The sequence below is a fragment of the Xanthomonas euroxanthea genome, from assembly GCF_900476395.1.
Classification (GTDB): Bacteria; Pseudomonadota; Gammaproteobacteria; order Xanthomonadales; family Xanthomonadaceae; genus Xanthomonas; species Xanthomonas euroxanthea.
In genome coordinates, this window is the sequence record NZ_UIHB01000001.1 from 815,206 (window position 1) to 834,244 (window position 19,039).

At 66.6% G+C, this 19,039-nt stretch carries 15 protein-coding genes; 11 read left to right on the forward strand and 4 right to left on the reverse strand.

Going from position 1 to position 19,039, the window contains the following annotated elements; genetic code table 11:
* Positions 1-31: 31 nt before the first annotated feature.
* The 4 genes from xerC (at position 32) to hslU (ending at position 3,955) form a co-directional block, all read left to right on the forward strand.
* On the forward strand, positions 32-919 hold the full coding sequence (gene xerC / locus CPBF1521_RS03520; protein ID WP_104649238.1) for a tyrosine recombinase XerC: 888 nt from the start codon (positions 32-34) through the stop codon (positions 917-919).
* A gap of 162 nt (positions 920-1,081) precedes the next feature.
* Positions 1,082-1,639 (forward strand): DUF1203 domain-containing protein, encoded by a 558-nt coding sequence (locus CPBF1521_RS03525; protein ID WP_235858393.1) that lies wholly within the window; start codon positions 1,082-1,084, stop codon positions 1,637-1,639.
* Positions 1,640-1,926: 287 nt separating this feature from the next.
* Positions 1,927-2,478, forward strand: coding sequence for an ATP-dependent protease subunit HslV (gene hslV, locus CPBF1521_RS03530; RefSeq protein ID WP_005997221.1), 552 nt, complete (start codon positions 1,927-1,929; stop codon positions 2,476-2,478).
* 109 nt (positions 2,479-2,587) lie between these two features.
* Positions 2,588-3,955, forward strand: coding sequence for an ATP-dependent protease ATPase subunit HslU (hslU, locus tag CPBF1521_RS03535; RefSeq protein ID WP_115675983.1), 1,368 nt, complete (start codon positions 2,588-2,590; stop codon positions 3,953-3,955).
* A gap of 639 nt (positions 3,956-4,594) precedes the next feature.
* Here the strand turns inward: hslU and CPBF1521_RS03545 are convergent.
* Genes CPBF1521_RS03545 through CPBF1521_RS03560 form a run of 4 tightly spaced genes read right to left on the reverse strand, consistent with a single transcriptional unit; the run spans position 4,595 to position 8,308 of the window.
* Positions 4,595-5,050, reverse strand: coding sequence for a nucleoside deaminase (locus tag CPBF1521_RS03545; protein ID WP_115675984.1), 456 nt, complete (start codon positions 5,048-5,050; stop codon positions 4,595-4,597).
* Positions 5,047-5,547 carry a GNAT family N-acetyltransferase gene (locus CPBF1521_RS03550; protein ID WP_115675985.1) on the reverse strand — a complete coding sequence of 167 codons (501 nt, stop codon included), beginning with the start codon at positions 5,545-5,547 and terminating at the stop codon, positions 5,047-5,049. Before CPBF1521_RS03550 ends, CPBF1521_RS03545 begins: the two co-directional genes overlap by 4 nt.
* Before the next feature lie 26 nt (positions 5,548-5,573).
* A complete protein-coding gene (locus CPBF1521_RS03555; protein WP_115675986.1) occupies positions 5,574-6,662 on the reverse strand; it encodes an HlyD family secretion protein in 1,089 nt (362 codons plus the stop codon).
* On the reverse strand, positions 6,659-8,308 hold the full coding sequence (locus CPBF1521_RS03560) for an efflux MFS transporter permease (protein ID WP_104583757.1): 1,650 nt from the start codon (positions 8,306-8,308) through the stop codon (positions 6,659-6,661). Before CPBF1521_RS03560 ends, CPBF1521_RS03555 begins: the two co-directional genes overlap by 4 nt.
* Positions 8,309-8,395: 87 nt before the next feature.
* Between CPBF1521_RS03560 and ubiE the strand changes: the two genes are divergently transcribed.
* The 7 genes from ubiE (at position 8,396) to CPBF1521_RS03595 (ending at position 19,036) form a co-directional block, all read left to right on the forward strand.
* Positions 8,396-9,157, forward strand: a complete 762-nt coding sequence (gene ubiE / locus CPBF1521_RS03565) for a bifunctional demethylmenaquinone methyltransferase/2-methoxy-6-polyprenyl-1,4-benzoquinol methylase UbiE (RefSeq protein WP_016903622.1) — start codon at positions 8,396-8,398, stop codon at positions 9,155-9,157.
* Between the two features lie 217 nt (positions 9,158-9,374).
* Complete coding sequence (locus CPBF1521_RS03570) at positions 9,375-10,265, forward strand: GGDEF domain-containing protein (RefSeq protein WP_024940237.1); 891 nt, start codon at positions 9,375-9,377, stop codon at positions 10,263-10,265.
* Between the two features lie 238 nt (positions 10,266-10,503).
* Positions 10,504-12,459 (forward strand): M1 family metallopeptidase, encoded by a 1,956-nt coding sequence (locus CPBF1521_RS03575; protein WP_181901133.1) that lies wholly within the window; start codon positions 10,504-10,506, stop codon positions 12,457-12,459.
* 642 nt (positions 12,460-13,101) lie between these two features.
* Positions 13,102-13,821 (forward strand): hypothetical protein, encoded by a 720-nt coding sequence (locus CPBF1521_RS03580; protein ID WP_104649232.1) that lies wholly within the window; start codon positions 13,102-13,104, stop codon positions 13,819-13,821.
* Between the two features lie 150 nt (positions 13,822-13,971).
* Positions 13,972-14,595, forward strand: coding sequence for an HAD family hydrolase (locus CPBF1521_RS03585; protein ID WP_115675990.1), 624 nt, complete (start codon positions 13,972-13,974; stop codon positions 14,593-14,595).
* 650 nt (positions 14,596-15,245) lie between these two features.
* Positions 15,246-17,264, forward strand: coding sequence for a methanol/ethanol family PQQ-dependent dehydrogenase (locus CPBF1521_RS03590; protein ID WP_328589261.1), 2,019 nt, complete (start codon positions 15,246-15,248; stop codon positions 17,262-17,264).
* Positions 17,261-19,036 (forward strand): quinoprotein dehydrogenase-associated putative ABC transporter substrate-binding protein, encoded by a 1,776-nt coding sequence (locus tag CPBF1521_RS03595; RefSeq protein WP_115675992.1) that lies wholly within the window; start codon positions 17,261-17,263, stop codon positions 19,034-19,036. The genes CPBF1521_RS03590 and CPBF1521_RS03595 overlap by 4 nt, the downstream gene beginning before the upstream one ends.
* Positions 19,037-19,039 lie beyond the last annotated feature (3 nt).

The window sequence follows — 19,039 nt, forward strand, 5'->3', positions numbered from 1 at the left end:
GCGCCGATGACGTGGCAACGAGGAGTCTGAGGTGGCGTCGGTCGACGATTTCCTGGCGTATCTGCAGGTCGAGCGGCAGGTGTCTGCGCATACGCTGGATGCCTACCGGCGCGATCTCGCCGCGTTGGTGGGGTGGGCCGGCGAACAGGCCATCGACGATGTTGCGCAGCTGGAGAGCGCGCAGTTGCGGCAATTCGTCGCGGCCGAGCACCGGCGCGGGTTGTCGCCCAAGAGCCTGCAGCGCCGCCTGTCGGCATGCCGCAGTTACTACGCCTGGTTGCTCAGGCATGGCCGCATTGCCGCCAGTCCTGCCGCGGCGCTGCGTGCGCCCAAGGCGCCACGCAAGTTGCCGCAGGTGCTGGATGCCGACGAGGCGGTGCGTCTGGTCGAGGTGCCGACCGATGCGCCGCTGGGCCTGCGCGATCGCGCCTTGCTGGAGCTGTTCTATTCGTCCGGGCTGCGCCTGAGCGAGCTTTGCGCGCTGCGCTGGCGTGATCTGGATCTGGACAGCGGGTTGGTGATGGTGCTCGGCAAGGGCGGCAAGCAGCGCCTGGTGCCGGTAGGCTCGCATGCGATCGGCGCCTTGCGCCAATGGCTGCGCGACAGCGGCGGGCGTGCCGACACGCATGTATTCCCCGGCCGCGCCGGCGGAGCCATTTCGCAACGCGCAGTGCAGATCCGCATCAAGCAACTGGCGGTACGCCAGGGCATGTTCAAGGACGTGCATCCGCATATGCTGCGGCACAGTTTTGCCAGCCACATCCTCGAATCCTCCGGCGACCTGCGTGGCGTGCAGGAGTTGCTTGGGCATTCGGATATCGCCACCACCCAGATCTACACGCATCTGGATTTCCAGCATCTGGCCAAGGTCTACGACGCCGCGCATCCGCGTGCAAAGCGCAAGAAAGCCGCCGAGTAAGCGGGACGCAGCGCCTGACGTTGCGATGCCTGGTGCGCAGCGCAAGGATCTGCCAATTGCGTGATGGACAGCCACAGGCAGTTGATGCACGTCCCCGACCGGCACCGCAGCTATCGCCTCTCCGCCGGTGCGAGAGGGGCTTGACCGCACTCAGGTGCTGCCATGTCCGAAGGCGGCGAGCAGGGCCGGCACGCGTGCGTCACGCTGCGCTTCCGCCTCTGGAAGATCGTCATGACCTCGTTTCGTTTGACCGGGCTCGATCCGGCCCTGTTCGCCCATCTGCACGGACTCGATGACGTTGCGTTGACCACCCACCACGCAATACGTGTGATCGCCGATGCCGATCACGGATTTCCGTGTCGTGTCAGCCTGCAGGATGCGCGCGCAGGTGAGCAGTTGCTGCTGCTGCCATATCTGCATCAGGCTGCCGACTCGCCCTACCGCGCGAGCGGGCCGATCTTTGTGCGTGCCGCAGCGGTGCCCGCACGGCTGGAGCCCGACGCGGTGCCGGCTGCGATCCAATCGCGGCTGATCTCACTGCGGGCCTACGATCATCGCCATCATCTGGTGAACGCCGAGGTGTGTGCAGGCGACCACGTCGCAGCGTGGTTGCACGCGTGCCTGGACGATACGCAGATCGCCTACGTGCACCTGCATCACGCCCGTCAGGGCTGTTACGCGTGCCGCGCCGATCGCGTTGCGGGGACTGAGCGAGACTGAAATCCTCGCCCAGCACCCAACACCCAGCACCCAGCACCCAGGAGTGTGGCGAGGGTAGGCACGGGCGATGGATCGGCCGATGGCAGGCCGGATGTCGTGTAGACCGCGGCCCATCTGCCCGAAGCAGGCCTGCGGGCGTTGAGGCGCCGAAGGTGCCGGGAGCAGTCCAAGGCGGACGCTGTCGCGCGCTTAGGCGCACTCACCCCCGCCTCGATGCGGCGCTTGGTCGCAGCGCGCTTGAACCCGGCAGGGGCGTCCCCACCTCATGGGAAACCCCCGGAGGACCCATGGATCCCAGCCAGAATCCCAACATCGTTCACGCCACCACCATCATCTCGGTTCGGCGTGGCGGGCATGTCGCCGTCGCCGGCGATGGCCAGGTCACCCTCGGCCACACGGTCATGAAGGGCAATGCGCGCAAGGTGCGCCGGCTCGGCCGCGAAGGGCAGGTGCTGGCCGGTTTTGCCGGTGCCGCCGCCGATGCATTCACCCTGTTCGAGCTGTTCGAAGCCAAGCTCGACAAGCATGGGCAACTGACCCGTGCCGCTGTGGAGCTGGCCAAGGACTGGCGCACCGAGCGCCGCCTGGGCAAGCTCGAGGCGCTGCTTGCGGTCGCCGATAAAGAAACCTCGTTGATCATCAGCGGTACCGGCGATGTGATCGAACCGGAAGACGGCATCATCGCCATCGGTTCGGGTGGCTCGTACGCCTTGTCGGCCGCTCGCGCGCTGCTGGCGCACACCGAGCTCGATGCCAAGACCATCGCCACCGAAGCGATCAATATCGCCGGCGATATCTGTATCTATACCAATCGCAATGTGGTGGTCGAGGAGCTGTGAATCGGGAGTGGGGAATCGGGAATCGCAACAGCGGTTTCGGTTCCACCCCGACGACAGAGGCTCTTGATTTCGCGCTTGCGATTCCCCTTTCCCCATTCTCGATTCCCCAATGCCAAATCCCGATAGCTCAACCATGACTCCGCGCGAAATCGTGCAGGAGCTCGACCGTCATATCGTCGGCCAGCACGATGCCAAGCGTGCGGTTGCCATCGCGCTGCGTAATCGCTGGCGCCGCATGCAGCTGCCCGAAGAGCTGCGCAACGAGGTGATGCCCAAGAACATCCTGATGATTGGTCCGACCGGCGTCGGCAAGACCGAGATCGCACGCCGCCTGGCCACGTTGGCCAATGCACCGTTCGTCAAGGTCGAAGCCACGCGCTTTACCGAGGTCGGCTATGTCGGCAAGGATGTGGAGCAGATCATCCGCGATCTGGCCGATACCTCGGTCAAGCTGTATCGCGAACAGGCCAAGGTGCGCGTGCGCAACCAGGCCGAAGAGCGCGCCGAAGATCGCATCCTGGACGCGCTGCTGCCGCGCCGTGCGGCCGGGATCGGCTTCGATCCGGAAGCGGCACGCAACGAGCCCTCCTCGCAGGACAACGACACCCGCATCAAGTTCCGACGCATGCTGCGCAGTGGCGAACTGGACGAGCGCGAGATCGAGCTGGAAGTGACGGTCAATGCCAGCATGGACATCATGACCCCGCCGGGCATGGAGGAAATGGGCCAGCAGTTGCGGCAGATGTTTTCCAACCTGGGCAGCGGCAAGTCGCAAAAGCGCAAGCTCACCATCAAGGCCGCGCGCCCACTGCTGATCGAAGAAGAAGCCGGCAAGCTGGTCAACGAGGACGATGTGCGCACGGCGGCGATCGAGGCCTGCGAGCAGCACGGCATCGTGTTCATCGACGAGATCGACAAGGTGGCCAAGCGCGGCGAAGCCGGCTCCAATGGCGGCGATGTCAGCCGCGAGGGCGTGCAGCGGGATCTGCTGCCGCTGGTGGAAGGCTCCAACGTGTCGACCAAGTACGGCACGGTCAAGACCGACCATATCCTGTTCATCGCCTCCGGTGCATTCCACCTGGCCAAGCCCAGCGATCTGATTCCCGAATTGCAGGGCCGTTTTCCGATCCGCGTGGAATTGACCGCGCTGACCAAGGCCGATTTCGTGCGCATCCTCACCGAGCCCAAGGCGGCGTTGATCAAGCAGTACGAGGCCCTGCTGCAGACCGAGGGCGTGCGCCTGACCTTCGGCGCCGATGCGGTGGAGCGCCTGGCCGAGATTGCCGCACAGGTCAACGAGCGGCAGGAAAACATCGGCGCGCGCCGCCTGCACACGGTGCTGGAGCGTCTGCTCGATGTGCTGAGCTACGAGGCACCGGACCGTGACGGGCAAAGCGTCACTGTCGATGCGGCCTATGTCGATGCGCAGCTCGGCGAGCTGGTGCAGGATCCGGACCTGAGCCGCTACATCCTCTGATCGCAGCGCACCTGCGCGCAGATGCGCAATGCAATGCGCGTATGGCGTCTGCCGTGAAATGCAGTGCAAGCGCGGCAGGAACGCATCGCAGGACGATGCAAGCCGGCCGCATGCTGGGCAGATGCAGTCAAAAGCCGAGTCGGTCGAGGGCGCGATGCCCTCACCGCTTGCGGGACACGCCGTGAATCCATCCGTGGAGGCTCGGTGGCGGCATCCATGCCGCCACACGGTCCCGCAACCGGCGAGGGCACCGCACCAGACAATTGGTCGGCGCTTAGTTGAAAAGCTGTCTGCATTGTGGCGTGCATCAGACATGGAGCCGATGCTTCATGATCGAACGAGGCGCATCCAGCACTGCTCTGCCATGCACACCGACCATCTCGACTGGCCCTTGCCCGCTCACCGTCGCGGGACCCTGAGCGGCATGGATGCCGCGCCGGAGCCTACAAGGACGTACTTGCGGCGTGTCCTGCGATGGTGGGCGGGCAAGGGCCCTGCAGCCAGGTTGCAGATCACTCCCTGCAGCCAGGTTGCAGATCACACCCTGCAACGAAGGCGCAGATCATCGGCTCTGCAACTGGCCCTCACCTTGGCAGTCGCCTGCACTGCACAGCCAACCTGCTAAATCCGGCAAACCGCTCAGTCCTCGCCGATATCCTCGTTCCATACGTCGGGGTTGGCGGCGATATAGCCGCCCAGCAGGTCGATGCATTCCTGGCTCTGCAGGTCGATGACATTGACGCCATGCTCGCGCAGCCAGGACACCCCGCCCTGGAAGGTGACCGACTCGCCGACCACCACGGTGCCGATATTGAACTGGCGCACCAGTCCGCTGCAGTACCAGCAGGGCGCCAGCGTGGTGACCATGATGGTGTCCTTGTAGCGGCGCTGACGGCCGGCCTTGCGGAAGGCATCGGTTTCGCCATGCACGGAAGGATCGTTTTCCTGCACGCGGCGGTTGTGACCACAGCCGAGCAAGCGCCCGTCGTTGTGATACAGCGCCGCGCCGATCGGGATGCCGCCTTCGGCCAGGCCCTGGCGGGCTTCGGCAATGGCGGTGTCGAGCAGGGCGCGGTAGTCGGGGGTGGTGATCATGCAGGCTCCTGGGTGGCAGCGTCGGCGAGACGCAGCATGTCGATGTGGGGAATGCCGTCTTCCAGATAGGGGGCGGACGAGGGCGTGAAACCATGTGCGGCGTAGAACGCCTGCAGGTGCGCTTGCGCGCCGAGTTGCACGGCGCTGGCGGGCCACTGCCGGTGCACCAGCCGCAAGCCTTCCCGCAGTAATGCGTGTGCGAAGCCGTGGCCGCGCTGCGTGGCGGCAATCACTACCCGGCCGATGCTCGGCTCGGGGTAACTCACACCGGGCGGTAGCACGCGCAGATAGGCGGCCAATGCACCGTCGTCGGTGCTACCGAGCAGATGCAGCACACCCGGCAGGCTGTCCTTGCCATCCAGCTCCGGATACGCGCACTGCTGCTCCACCACGAACACGTCCGAGCGCAGCCGCAGCAGCGCGTACAACTGCGTGGTGCTCAGTTGGTCGAAGCGCAGGCACTGCCAGTGCAGCGAGGGTGGGGACAGGGACGACATCAGCGCATGATAGCGGCTGTGTCGCCTCAGTCGACCGCGCTGCCGGTATCGATCGCCACCACCACCGACATGCCCGGGCGCAGCCGCAGTGCCAGCGGCTGGTCGGGATCGACGCTGATGCGCAGCGGAATGCGCTGGGCGATCTTGACGAAGTTGCCGGTGGCATTGTCGGCCGGCAGTACGCTGAATTCCGAGCCGGCGGCCGGGGAGATGTCCTGCACGCGCCCGTGCAGGCGCGCATTGTCCAGCGCATCCACGGTGAAGCTGGCGCGCTGCCCGATGCGGATCTTCGCCATCTGGGTTTCCTTGAAATTGGCCACGATCCACAGCGTGTCCGGCACCAGCGCCATCAGCTGCGTGCCATTGGTGACGTAGGCGCCCTGGCGTACGCCGAGCTGGCCGAGCTGGCCATCGCGCGGGGCGAGGATGCGGGTGTTGTCCAGGTTGATCTGCGCCAGTTGCACCGCCGCCTGCGCGTTGGCCACTGCCGCTTCCAGCGCGGCGCGATTGACGGTGACGCTGCGTGCGTTTTCTTCGGCGGCCTGCACCGCGGCACGCGCCTGTGCCACGCCGGCATCGGCCTGCGCCCGTGCGGCGAAGGCGGTGTCGCGGTCCTGTTCGGACACCAGTTTCCGGTCGGCCAGCTGCTGCGCCCGCGCATAGGCCGAGCGGGTGCGGTCGCGCTGGGCCTGGTTGCTGCTCAGTGCGGCACGTTGTTCGGCGATGGTGGCAGCGGCGCTATGCCGCTGCTGGTCCCAGTTGGACAGGTTGGCCTGCGCGGTCTGCAGTTGCGCCCTGGCCTGCTCGAGCTGCTGGGCGTAGATGCGGTCGTCGATTCTGGCCAGCAACTGGCCGTGTTTGACGTGCGCGAAGTCCTGCACCGGCACCTCGGTGACGTAGCCGCTGACCTGCGGCGCGATCACCGTGATCTGGCCATGCACCATCGCGTTCTCGGTGCGCTCGACGGCGCTGACGAAGGGCGGCAAGCGCCATGCATACAGCACCAGTGCGACGCCGAGCAGGGCCAGCCCGCCAAAGCCGATCACGCCACCGATGCGACGACGTCTGCGACGTTGCCGATCGGCAGCAGAGGTTGAATCTGCAGGTGTATTCATGGGCGTGGACTGGAAGCAGGAGAAGGGGGCGAAGCGGGTGGGCGCAGATAACGCCGCCACACCAGCACGGACAGGATCCACAGCCCGGTGGCGATGGCGATGCAGCCGATCAACAGGAACACGTCGTTATAGGCGAGCACGTTGGCCTCGCGCGTGGCCACGCTGCCCAGGGCGCGGACACCCTGGGCCTGGCGCAGGGCCGGGTCGCCGATGCTGCGGCCGTACAGGGTGGCATAGGCCTGCACGCGTGCGGCCACTTGCGGGTCGGTCAAGGTCAGATGCTCGACCAGCTGGCTGGAATGGTATTTCTCGCGTACGACCTGCACGGTGCCGAGCAGCGCGCTGCCGAGCAGGCCGCCCATGTTCTGCGCCATGCCGAACAGCACGATGAAGCTGATCAGGTTGGCCGGCTGCGCAATGACCCGGCCCAGCCCGGCCACCATCGCCGGGCCGATGAAGAAGGTGCTGCCAAAGGCGAGCAGGAACTGGCTGAGGTACATCTGCTCCGGGCGGGTGAGGCTGGTGGCATGGGCATCCATGAAGCAGCCGATGCAGATCGCCGCCACCGCGATGATCAGGTGCTCGGCCACGCGCGCCGGGTTGATCAGCCACGCGCTGGCGGCCACGCCAACCACCGCGCCCAGCAGCATCAGCACGAACAGGGTCTGCAACTGCGTGTTGGCCAGCCCCAGGGTCTGGAAGAAGCCGATCGCGCCGGTGCTCTGCTCGGACAGCACCAGCCGGATCAGCAGGATCGCCAGGCCCAGCCGCAACATGTCGCCGCTGGCCAGCCAGCGCGTGTTGATCATCGGGTTGCGGCGGTTGTGCTCGATCCACGCCGCCGTGCACAGCAGCACGATGGAGGCCGCCAGCACCACGCCCAGCCAGGGCGTGCTGGTCCACCACAGCAGCCGCCCCAGCGACAGCACCGCCGCCAGGCCGGCCGCACCGGCCGCGAACAGGCTGAAGGTGAGGAAATCCAGCGGCTCGAACACGCGATAGCGATCGCTCGGCGGCAGCTTGAGCGCCAGCACGCAGGCCAGCGCAAACACCGCCAGGCCCAGTTCGAACAGGTACAGGCCCTGCCACTGCGCAAATTCCAGCAGATCGGTGGAGAACACCCGCGCCAATGGCAGCGCCAGCTGGGTCACCCCCAGCCCGGTCACCACGGCCTTGAGCCGGTACCGGGCCGGAAACGCCTGGATCACGTAATACAGCCCCAGCGAACTGAGCGCCGCGCCCACCAGTCCATGCGCGGCACGCACGGTGATCGCCGAGCTCAGGCTGTGCACGAACAGGTGCGCGAAGGCGATGACCGCATACAGCGCCAGGAAGATCTCGGTGAAGCGCCGCAGCCCGAACTGCTGGCGGAACTTCACCAGCAGCAGGTTGGCCGACATGTTGGTCATCACGTAGGCGGCCGGCAGCCAGGCCATTTCGGTGGCGTAGGCGCCCAGCGTGCCCTGCAGATAGGTCAGGTTGGCGGTGACCAGCGCATTGCTCAGCCCGCCGGTCAGCGCCACCACCACGCCCACCAGCCCGTACTGGATGCGGCGCCGGGTGGAATGCAGGGGCGTGGAGGCCGACCCGGGCAGGGTGGGCTTCTCGTGGGGCTGCCAGTCGCGCTGGACGTACTTGTCGTGCACGCAGGGCTCGCAGGGCCGGTCGCAGGGGAGACGGCGATTGTGGTCCGGTTGCGGTCATGGCGGCGTCAGCAGTGCGATAATCCGCCCATGAGCGAATCCCCCTATACCTCCGGTACCACCCATTTCGGCTTCCGCGACGTCGCTGCCAAGGACAAGCAGAAGCTGGTCGGCGAAGTGTTCACCTCGGTCGCGCGCAATTACGACCTGATGAACGATCTGATGAGTCTGGGCGTGCACCGCGCATGGAAACGCTACTTCGTGGCGACCGCGCAGGTGAAGCCGGGCGACCGTGTGCTGGATCTGGCCGGCGGCACCGGTGACATCGCCGTGCTGCTCAAGGAGCGCGTCGGCAACGAGGGCGCGGTGGTGCTGGGCGACATCAACGCCGGCATGCTGTCGGTGGGCCGCGACCGGCTGACCAACCGCGGCCTGGTGGCCGGCTTCGATTACGTGCAATGCAATGCCGAGGCGCTGCCGTTCCCGGATCAGAGCTTCGATCTGGTGACCATCTCCTTCGGCCTGCGCAACGTCACCGACAAGGACGCCGCGCTGCGCGAGATGTACCGCGTGTTGAAGGTGGGCGGGCAGGCGCGCGTGCTGGAATTTTCCGAAGTCACCGCCGACTGGTTCAAGCCGATCTACGACTTCCACTCGTTCAAGATCCTGCCCAGGCTGGGCCAGTTGTTCGCACGCGATGCCGACAGCTACCAGTACCTGGCCGAGAGCATCCGCAAGCACCCGCCGCAGGAATCGCTCAAGGGCATGATGGGCGAGGCCGGGTTCGCGCGTTGCCACTACAAGAATCTGACCGGCGGCATCGTGGCGATCCATTCCGGCTACAAGATCTGAACCGGATCGGGCGGGTGCGTGTCTGAGCATCCCGCCCGGCGCACATCCCGCGCCGGGTATCGCGCGCCGGACATCGCACGAGCACGCCATGCTCGTGTTCGCTTGCCGCACGATTGCAGTCTGCGTGTGTGCGTTTGCCGACAAACTTTTGAGACTCCCGTCGCGTCGGCTCCACCAACGGTCGGCGACACTAGGCGCTCTTTTGTCGGAGACGTGGATGCGCTTGTACGCAGGGTTGTCGCGCGTGTTTCCCCGCTCCTTCAGTGCCAAGCTGCTGGCGGTGACCTTTGTCGGCATCCACCTGCCGCTGCTGTTGTTGATCGCCTGGCTGGCCGCGCAGAGCGAGTTGAGCGGGCGCCCGCTGTGGTCGGTGGTGATTGTGGCGCTGCTGGCCACGCTGGCAGGCACCGCGGCCACCTTGTCGGCGCTGTATCGCCTGCTCGCACCGCTGCGCATCGCCGCCGACGCCCTGGATGCGTATTACGCCGACCAACGCCTGCCCAGCCTGCCCGAACATGGCGACGACGAGCTGGGGCGGTTGCTGCGCGGAATCAATCGCAGCCTGCGCGGCATCGACGCCGGCATGCGCGATCTCAAGAAGCATGCCCTGTTCGACCCGCTGACCGAGGCCTTGAACCGGCGCGGCTGCGAACAGGCGATGCGCGATTCGGTCACCGCCGCACAACGCGAAGGCTGGCCGTTCGTGCTGTTCGTGCTGGACATGGACAACCTCAAGCCGATCAACGACCGCTTCGGCCACCTGGCCGGCGATCGCGTGCTGGTGCGGCTGGTGGAATCGGCCTACGGCTGGCTGGGCGCGCAGGACTGGATCGGGCGCTGGGGCGGCGACGAATTCCTGATCGGCGTGCATGCCAGCGAAGACGACGCCACGCTCAAGCTCAATCAATGGCTGTCGATGCTCGAACGCGAGGATGCCGACGAGGCGCCGCTGCATGTGAGTGCCGGCAGCGCGGTGTGCGAGCGTGGGCTGGACGCCACCGAGCTGTATCGCCGCGCCGATGCGGCGATGTACCGCGCCAAGTTCTCCGGCGGCCGGCGCCTGGTGCGCGACGGGCATGACAGCCCGCGCAGCCATCCGGTGGTCTAGGCGCGATCCGGAGATCACCTGGCGGCCGGGCCGCAGGCTGCCGCGCGGCTGCGCACCGGCGGCATGCATCACGCTACCGCTGCGGCGGCCGCAGACGGTTCGCGCCGTTCCAGGCAGCGACATGGGCGTGGTCCTTTGCCGCCGCAGCTTGACCGGCCGCCAGGCTCGCCTGGCGCCGCACAGGCAGGCGACGGTGCGGAGCGTTAAAATGCCCAATTCCCTCGTTGCGGTGCCGTCGATGCGCTTCCCGTTCCTGTCGCTGTCCCTGGCCGTGTCCATCGCGCTGGCCGGCTGTTCCAATGAGTCCACGCCGCCGGCCGCCAGCACCGCCGCGCCGGCCACCACTGCCAAGGCCCCCGTGAAAGCAGACGCCCGCAACCACGACGAAAGCTCCTACGCCCAGCCGCAGCTGGTGGTCATCAAGGATCTGGCGCTGGACCTGAAGCTGGACTTCGACAGCAAGCAGATCGGCGGCACGGCCACCTATACGCTGCAGTGGAAGGACAAGGCCGCCAAGCAACTGGTGCTGGACACGCGCGAGCTGAGCATCGCGCAGGTGCAGGCCGACGACGGCAAGGGCGGCCTGGCACCGCTGCAGTTCGCGCTGGCGCCGGCCGACAAGACCTTCGGCAGCAAGCTCACCATCGAAGCGCCGACTCAGCCGGCCAAGGTCGTGATCACCTATCACACCGCACCGACCGCCTCCGGCCTGCAGTGGCTGGAGCCGTCGATGACCGAAGGCAAGCAGCTGCCCTTCATGTTCAGCCAATCGCAGGCGATCCACGCACGCAGCTGGGTGCCGTTGCAGGACACCCCGAGCGTGCGCTTCACCTACAGCGCGCATGTGACCTCGCGCCCGGACGTGATGGTGCTGATGAGCGCCGACAACGACCCCAAGGCCGCGCGCGACGGCGACTACAGCTTCAAGATGCCCGAGCCGATTCCGTCCTATCTGCTGGCGATCGCCGCCGGCGATGTGGTGTTCAAGCCGATTTCCGCACGCTCGGGCGTGTGGGCCGAGCCGGCCATGGCCGACAAGGCCGCCAAGGAATTCGAAGACACCGAAAAGATGATCGGCGCCGCCGAAAAACTCTATGGCCCGTATCGCTGGGGCCGTTACGACATGCTGGTGCTGCCGCCGTCGTTCCCGTTCGGCGGCATGGAGAATCCGCGCCTGACCTTCGCCACGCCCACGGTGATCGTCGGCGACAAGTCGCTGGTCTCGCTGGTGGCCCACGAACTGGCGCATAGCTGGTCGGGCAACCTGGTGACCAATGCCAGCTGGAAGGACATCTGGCTCAACGAAGGCTTCACCACCTACGTGCAGGCGCGCATCACCGAGGCGCTGTATGGCGCCGAGATGGCCGAGATGGAGCGCGAGATCGACCAGGGCGATCTGCTGGCCGAAGTGAAGGACATGGCGCCGGCCGACCAGGCGCTGGCATTGCCGCCGCTTGCCGAGCGCGACCCCGACGAGGCCCTGAGCCAGGTGGCCTACGTCAAGGGTGCGTGGTTCCTGCAGTTCCTGGAGCAGCGCTTCGGGCGCGCGGTGTTCGACCCGTTCCTGCGCGGCTGGTTCGACGATCATGCGTTCCAGAGCGCCACCACCGACCAGTTCGTCGACTACCTCAACAAGAACCTGCTGGACAAGCATCCCAACACGGTCAGCGCGGCCGAGGTGGATGCGTGGCTGAAGCAGCCGGGCATCCCGGCCTTCGCCGCCAAGGCACGCTCGCGCAGCTTCTCGATCGTGGACACCGCGCGCATTGCCTGGAGTGGCAGCGGCACGCTGCCGAGCAAGCAGGTCACCGGCGAATGGGGCACGCAGGAGTGGGTGCACTTCCTCAGCGGCATGGGCGCCACGCTCAAGCCCGAGCAGCTCAAGCAGCTGGATGATGCCTACCACTTCACCGGCACCCCGAACGGCGAGATTGCCATGCGCTGGTACCCGCTGGCGATCCGCAGCGGCTACACCGATGCGCGCGCCGCCGCCGGTGAGTTCATCGAACGCGTCGGCCGCCGCAAGCTGGTGCTGCCGATCTACACAGAACTGCTGAAGACCCCGGACGGCATCGCCTTTGCCGAACAGGCCTTCGAAAAGGCCAAGCCCGGCTACCACCCGATCACCACCGCGTCGGTGGCCGAGATGATCGCCAAGGCCAAGGCGGCACCGCCGGCGCAGCCGCAGCCGTAATGGCAGAGGAGGGCGTTGCAGACGCCCTCCGTCGCTTCCATCGCCGCATCGTGCCTGCAACCACCGCAGTAGGAGCGCACCCGGGCGCGACAGGGCTTTCCCGGTGAAACCCGATCGCGCCCAGGTGCGCTCCTACGATGCGGGGTGGCTGATCGCGGGTGGTGCGGCAGGCCGGTATCGTTGCCGCTGCCGTCCATGCCTTCCGGAACCGACGATGCAGTCGCGCCGTGGTGCATGCCCGCCCGCCGCTTCCATCGCCGCATCGTGCCTGCAACCACCGCCGTAGGAGCGCACCCGGGCGCGACCGGGCTTTCCCGGTGAAACCCGATCGCGCCCAGGTGCGCTCCTACGATGCGGGTGGCTGATCGCGGGTGGTGCGGCAGGCCGGTATCGTTGCCGCTGCCGTCCATGCCTTCCGGAACCGACGATGCAGTCGCGCCGTGGTGCATGCCCGCCCGCCGCTTCCATCGCCGCATCGTGCCTGCAACCACCGCCGTAGGAGCGCACCCGGGCGCGACGGTGCTCCACCGGGAAAGTCCCGTCGCGCCCGGGTGCGCTCCTACGCTTTGCGGCGGTTGATCGCGGGGCATGCGGGCAGGCTGGTATCGTTGCCGCTGCTTTTCATGCATTCCGGAGTCGACGATGAAGTATCTGCTGAGCGCGGCCTTGTGCGTCGCTGCAGTGAGTGGCTGTACTGATCGCGAGGCGCAACGCCAGGCGCAGGAAACCGCGCAGGCGCAAGCCAAGGAACACGATGCCGACGCACTCGCCAAGCAATACGACGAGGCAGTGAAGGCCGAAAACTGGGACATGGCGCGTGCGCATGGCGCCGCAGTGCTGGAAGGGTTTCCGGGCACCGCGGCGGCCACACGCATCGAGCCCGGTTATGCCGACATCAAGGCCAAGGGCGAACAGGCGCGCGAACTGCGCCGCATGCAGGCGTTGTGGCAGTACTCGCAAGTGCCGGCCAAGGGCGGCACGCAGCGCTCGGCGATGATCGATGCCAAGAGCCGCGTGGATGTCGACGGCAGCGGCCCCAAGCCGGTGAGCCTGGTATTCCGCGATCACCCGCAGTGGAAGCGCCACAGCTATCTCGTGCTCAAGGCCGGCGACTTCAACTGCTATCGCGGCTGCAAGGTGCAGGTCTCGGTCGATGGTGGCGCACCACGCGCGATGGCCGCGCACCGCCCCGATACCGACGAAGCGATCGCGATGTTCATCGACGACGACAAGGCGCTGTGGACGCTGGTGCGCAACGCCAAGCGCATCAGCATCGCGTTCCCGGTGAAGGCCGGCGGCACGCGCACGGCAGAGTTCGACGTGGGCGGCCTGGAGACCACCCAGATGCCGGGCTGGAAGTAGGCACGACCGCCGGCTGCCTGGCACCAGGCGCGCGCTCGGTGTACGGCATCGGCATGCACTGCTGGTCCATTGGGGTGAATGCGCCAGGTGTGCATTCACCTGGCGACGGCTTGCGGTATCGCGTCAACCATCTCTCGAGTGTTTGCACGTATGGACGGTAGGACCATCCCACAAATAACTCCCGCACTCTCCACCTACCGCCACTGGGTGTTCGACATGGACGGCACGCTGACCGAAGCCGTGCATGATTTCGCGTTGATCCGGCGCACGTTGGAGATCCCGCCCGAGGCGGACATCCTGCATCACCTGGCAGCGCTGCCGGCCGAGCAGGCCGCAGCCAAGCATGCCTGGTTGCTCGCGCACGAGCGCGAACTCGCGCAGGCCGCACAGCCGGCACCCGGTGCAGTGGCATTGGTGCGCGCGTTGCAGGCCGCCGGCTGCCGGCTGGGCATGCTGACCCGCAACGCGCGCGCGTTGGCGCAGGTGACGTTGCAGGCGATCGGCCTGCACGATGCGTTCGCCTGGGACGACATCGTCGGCCGCGATGAAGCCGCTCCCAAACCCGCGCCCGACGGCCTGCAGTACTTTGCACGACGCTGGTCGGTGGAAGGTGCGGCCCTGGTCATGGTCGGCGACCACCACAACGACCTGGCCTGCGGTCGGGCCGCCGGTGCCCGCACCGTGCTGGTCAACACGCCCGGCGATCCGTGGCCCGGCCTTGCCGACTGGCGATTGCAGGATTGCACGCAGTTGCTGGCGCAGTGGAACCGCTAGCGTGAGGGTTGGCGAGTAGGCCAGGCGCGCGGAAGGATGGATCGCGACGTGTGACTGGCCGCGTGTCGCTGGAGGTTGCTTGCGATCAGGACATCGTCATCGCATTGGACCCCGTCATCGCATTGGAAGAGTGGCATGCGCCCGAGAGGCGTGGACGCTGCTGAATCCTGCAACGCGTCATCGGCAAGCCGGACACCACACGGGCTGTCTGCGCCGTCAACGCATCCAACCGTCTGGCAGCGTCTCCCGATGGCAGAAAGAAATGCGGCGGCACCTTGGTCAACCCTGTCGTACGGTCTGTGGATGATCTGCGGCATCGAGTTGCACGAACCAGAGACAACCATGTCGCCTCGCGCAAGCTGAGTTCATGGCACCGGCTGACAGGCCGTTCCACATCCGCTGCGCCACCAATGTCACAGCACGCCCGGCGCAAACTGTGCCAGAACCGTGACAGTGCGCCTGACGCAAGCCACTGCCATCACTGCAGATGCCTGCTGCTACGACATGGTGCGTCGCACCAGTACGCTGGCATGGCGTTTGCTCTTTCCCTCTCGACGTTTCCGACGTCCGCGACGCAACTGGCGGGTGCAACGCCGGCGCCGCGGGATGTTTCAACCGACTGGTTGTTCAATCGAGAGGGGTAGACGCACATGCACCAATCTTCCTGCCGCAGCCTGCGCAGCAATGTGCTGCTCATGCTTGCGCTGAGCGCCGCGCTGGCCGGCTGTAAAAAAGAGGCCGCCACCGAGACCGCTGCGCCGGCACCGGCCGCTGCACCCGCCGCTGCGCCGCCGGCCGCCGCCGTGGTCGATACCGATGGCGAGTTCACCACCAATGCCAGCAATCCGGACAACTGGGGCGGCATCGGGCGCGACTTCGCGCTCACCCGGCACAGCCCGCTGGCTGAGATCAATCGCGACAACGTCAAGAACCTGAAGATGTCGTGGGAAATGAAGACCGATGCCACGCGCGGCCGCGAAGGCCAGCCGCTGGTGATCGGCAGCATCATGTACATGGTCAGCGCGTACCCGAACAACGTGTTCGCCATCGACCTGGCGGCGCAGGACGACGGCGGCAAGGTGCTGTGGAAATACACCCCGCAGCAGGACGAGCGCTCGGTGGCGGTGGCGTGCTGCGATACGGTCAACCGTGGCGCCTCGTATGCCGATGGCAAGCTGGTGTTCGGCAGCCTGAGCGGCGATGTGATCGCGCTCGATGCCAAGACCGGCAAGGAAGTGTGGAAGCAGAAACTCGCGCACCCGGACAAGGGCGAGACCATCACCATGGCGCCGATCATCGCCGACGGCAAGGTGGTGGCCGGCATCAGCGGCAACGAGTTCGGCGTGCTCGGGCGCGTGGCCGCCTACAACCTGGCCGATGGCAAGCAGTCCTGGTCCTGCGATGCGGCCGGCACCGACAAGGCGATCTGCCTGGGTGCGGATTTCAACAAGGCCAATCCGCAGCACGGGCAGCTCGGCGATCTGGGCGTCAAGACCTTTCCCAACGACGAATGGAAGCGTGGTGGCGGTGCGGCCTGGGGCTGGTACAGCTACGACCCGAAATTGAAGCTACTGTATTACGGCACCGGCAATCCCGGCCTGTGGAGCCCGTCGTATCGCTGCGGCAAGACCTCGCAGGAGGAATGCAACAACGGCGAGCATGACAACAAGTGGTCGATGACGCTGTTCGCGCGCAAGATCGATACCGGCGAAGCGGTGTGGGGTTATCAAAAGACCCCGTTCGACCAGTGGGATTACGACGGCATCAACGAGCCGATCCTGGTGGATCTGAGCATCGACGGCAAGCAGGTGCCCTCGGTGGTGCAGTTCGATCGCAACGGCTTTGCCTACGTGCTCGATCGTCGCGACGGCACCTTGCTGCGCGCGCACAAGTTCGTGCCGGCCAACTGGGCCGAGCGCATCGACATGAAGACCGGCCGCCCGGTCAAGGTGGCCGCGCATTCGCCGCTGGAACGCGGCAGGAAAGTGCAGGCCTTTCCCTCGGCCATGGGCGGCAAGGACCAGCAGCCGTGCTCGGTGGATCCGGCCAACTCCGCAGTGTTCTTCTGCGGCACCAACAACTGGCACATGGAGCTGGAACCGCAGGAGCGTGGCAACACCATGATGGGCCTGCCCTACGTGTTCGCCAACGTGATGATGAAGCCCAACGAGCCCGGTGCGCTGGGCATCGTCAAGGCCTTCGATGTGGTGGAAGGCAAATCCAAGTGGGAGATCAAGGAGAAGTTCCCGGTGTGGAGCGGCACCCTGGTCACCGACGGCGGACTGGTGTTCTACGGCACGCTGGACGGCTGGTTCCGTGCGGTGGACAAGGACACCGGCAAGAAGCTGTGGGAGATGAAGCTGCCCTCCGGCATCATCGGCAACCCGATCGCCTACAAGGCCAACGGGCACCAGTACGTGGCGGTGTTCTCCGGCATCGGCGGCTGGATCGGTCTGCCGGTGGCGGCAGGTCTGGATCCGTCCGATCCGTATGGCGCGCTGGGGGCTGCGGGGCTGGCGTTCGGCGCCGGCTTCGACAAGATCCCGCTCGGCGGCATGGTGCACAGCTTCCGTATCGATGGTGCGGGCAAGACCGTGACCGCCGGTACCACCGCCACCGCAGCGGCAGGCGGCGGCGCGGCCAACGCCGTCGCGAAGACCGCACGATGAGATCCACGCAAGGCGTTGCAGGCGCGCACCGGCAGTTCGCTGCCGGTGCGCGTGGTATGCCCCTGCATCTACGCAAGATGCTGGTGGTTTGCAGCCTCGGACTCGTCGCCGCAGGCTGCACACGCGAGCCGTCCTCACCGACGGCTCGCGCTTCTGATTCCGCAGCGGCGCCCACGGCGGCGACTGCCTCCAGTGCACTGCCGGCTTCGGCGCAATCGACGGCAAGCACGCCACCGCCTGCGCCCGATCCCGCGGTGCTGCGCGTGTGTGCCGACCCGGGCAACATGCCGTTGTCCAACAAGGCTGGCGAAGGCTTTCAAAACAAGATTGCGCAGGTGGTGGCCGAGGCCATGGGCCGTCGCCTGGAATACGAGTGGCGCACCTACTACCAGCGCGGGCTGGCGCGCAGCACCATCACTGCCGGCCGCTGCGACGTGCTGATGGACCTCAACAGCGACTTCGAGCAGGGCCTGACCACGCGCCCGCTGTATCGCTCGGCCTATGTGCTGGTGACGCGCAAGGGCCTGGATCTGGTGCCGACCTCGCTGGACGAGCCGGCGCTGAAGAAGCTGCGGCTGGGCGTGTTCCAGAGTTCGCCCGCACGCCAGGCCCTGTACGAGCATGGCATCAGCGGCGAGGTGCAGTACCTGTTCTACGACTCGGCCACCGCGCCGGAAGAACATCCCGGCAAGCTGGTCGAACGCGTCGCCGCCAATGAACTGGATGCGGCCGAATCCTGGGGCCCGGTGGCCGGCTATTACGCCCGGCGCAACGGCCTGGGCGTGGTGCCGCTCAATACCATCGACGATGCAGTGCTGGAGTATTCGATGGCGTGGGCGGTGTCACGCAAGAATGCGCAGCTGCGCGATGCCCTGAACACGGCGATGCAGCAGAGCGCGGCAAACATCGCGCAGATCCTGCGCAGCTATCACGTGCCGCTGGTGCGCTGCAGCGAGTGCGTGGTGAGCGGCGATCTGGCCGCGCATGGGCCGTATGCGACGCCGACGCCAGTGTCCAAGGCGCCAAGCCCGGCCGCATCCTCGCAGCAACTGGCGCAGCTGCAACTGCGCATCGCCGACGGTGCCGACCCGAACCAGGAGCTGGCGCATGCGCTGGATGCCGGCGATGGCGTGCGTGCGGCGTGGTTGTTGCGGCATGGCGCCGATGTCAATCGGCCCAACCTGCTTGGCGAGCCGCCGTTGCATCAGGCCATCCGCAATCAGGAACCGGAGCTGGTCGGTCTGTTGCTCGATGCCGGTGGAGCCCTGGATGCACGCGATGCCAGTGGCTGGACCGCGTTGATGAAAGCCGCATGGGCCAACGATGCCGACAGTGTGGCCAGGTTGCTCGGCAAGCGTGCGTCGGTGGACACCGTCTCCGGCGACGGCTGGAGCGCGCTGGAGCTGGCGGTGGCCTACGCCGATGTCGGCGTGGTGCAGGCATTGCTGAAGGCGGGGGCGGACGTGCGGCGTTCCAATCCCGCCGGCTTCACCCCGGTGATGTTTGCGGTGGCGCGCGAGGACCCGGCGATTCTCGATGCGGTGCTGGCCGGCGGCGCCGAGGTCGGCCACGCGAATCAGGCTGGTGTCACTGCATTGATGCTGGCCGCTGCGGCCGGGCGCGAGGCGGTGGCCAGGCGCTTGCTGGCGGCCGGCGCAGACCCGTCCGCACGCAATCGCGACGGCAAGACCGCCGCCGCATTGGCGCAGGCACGCGGCGATGGCGCGCTGGCCGCGCTGCTCACCCAGGCCAGGCACCCGTCCCGGCAATGACTG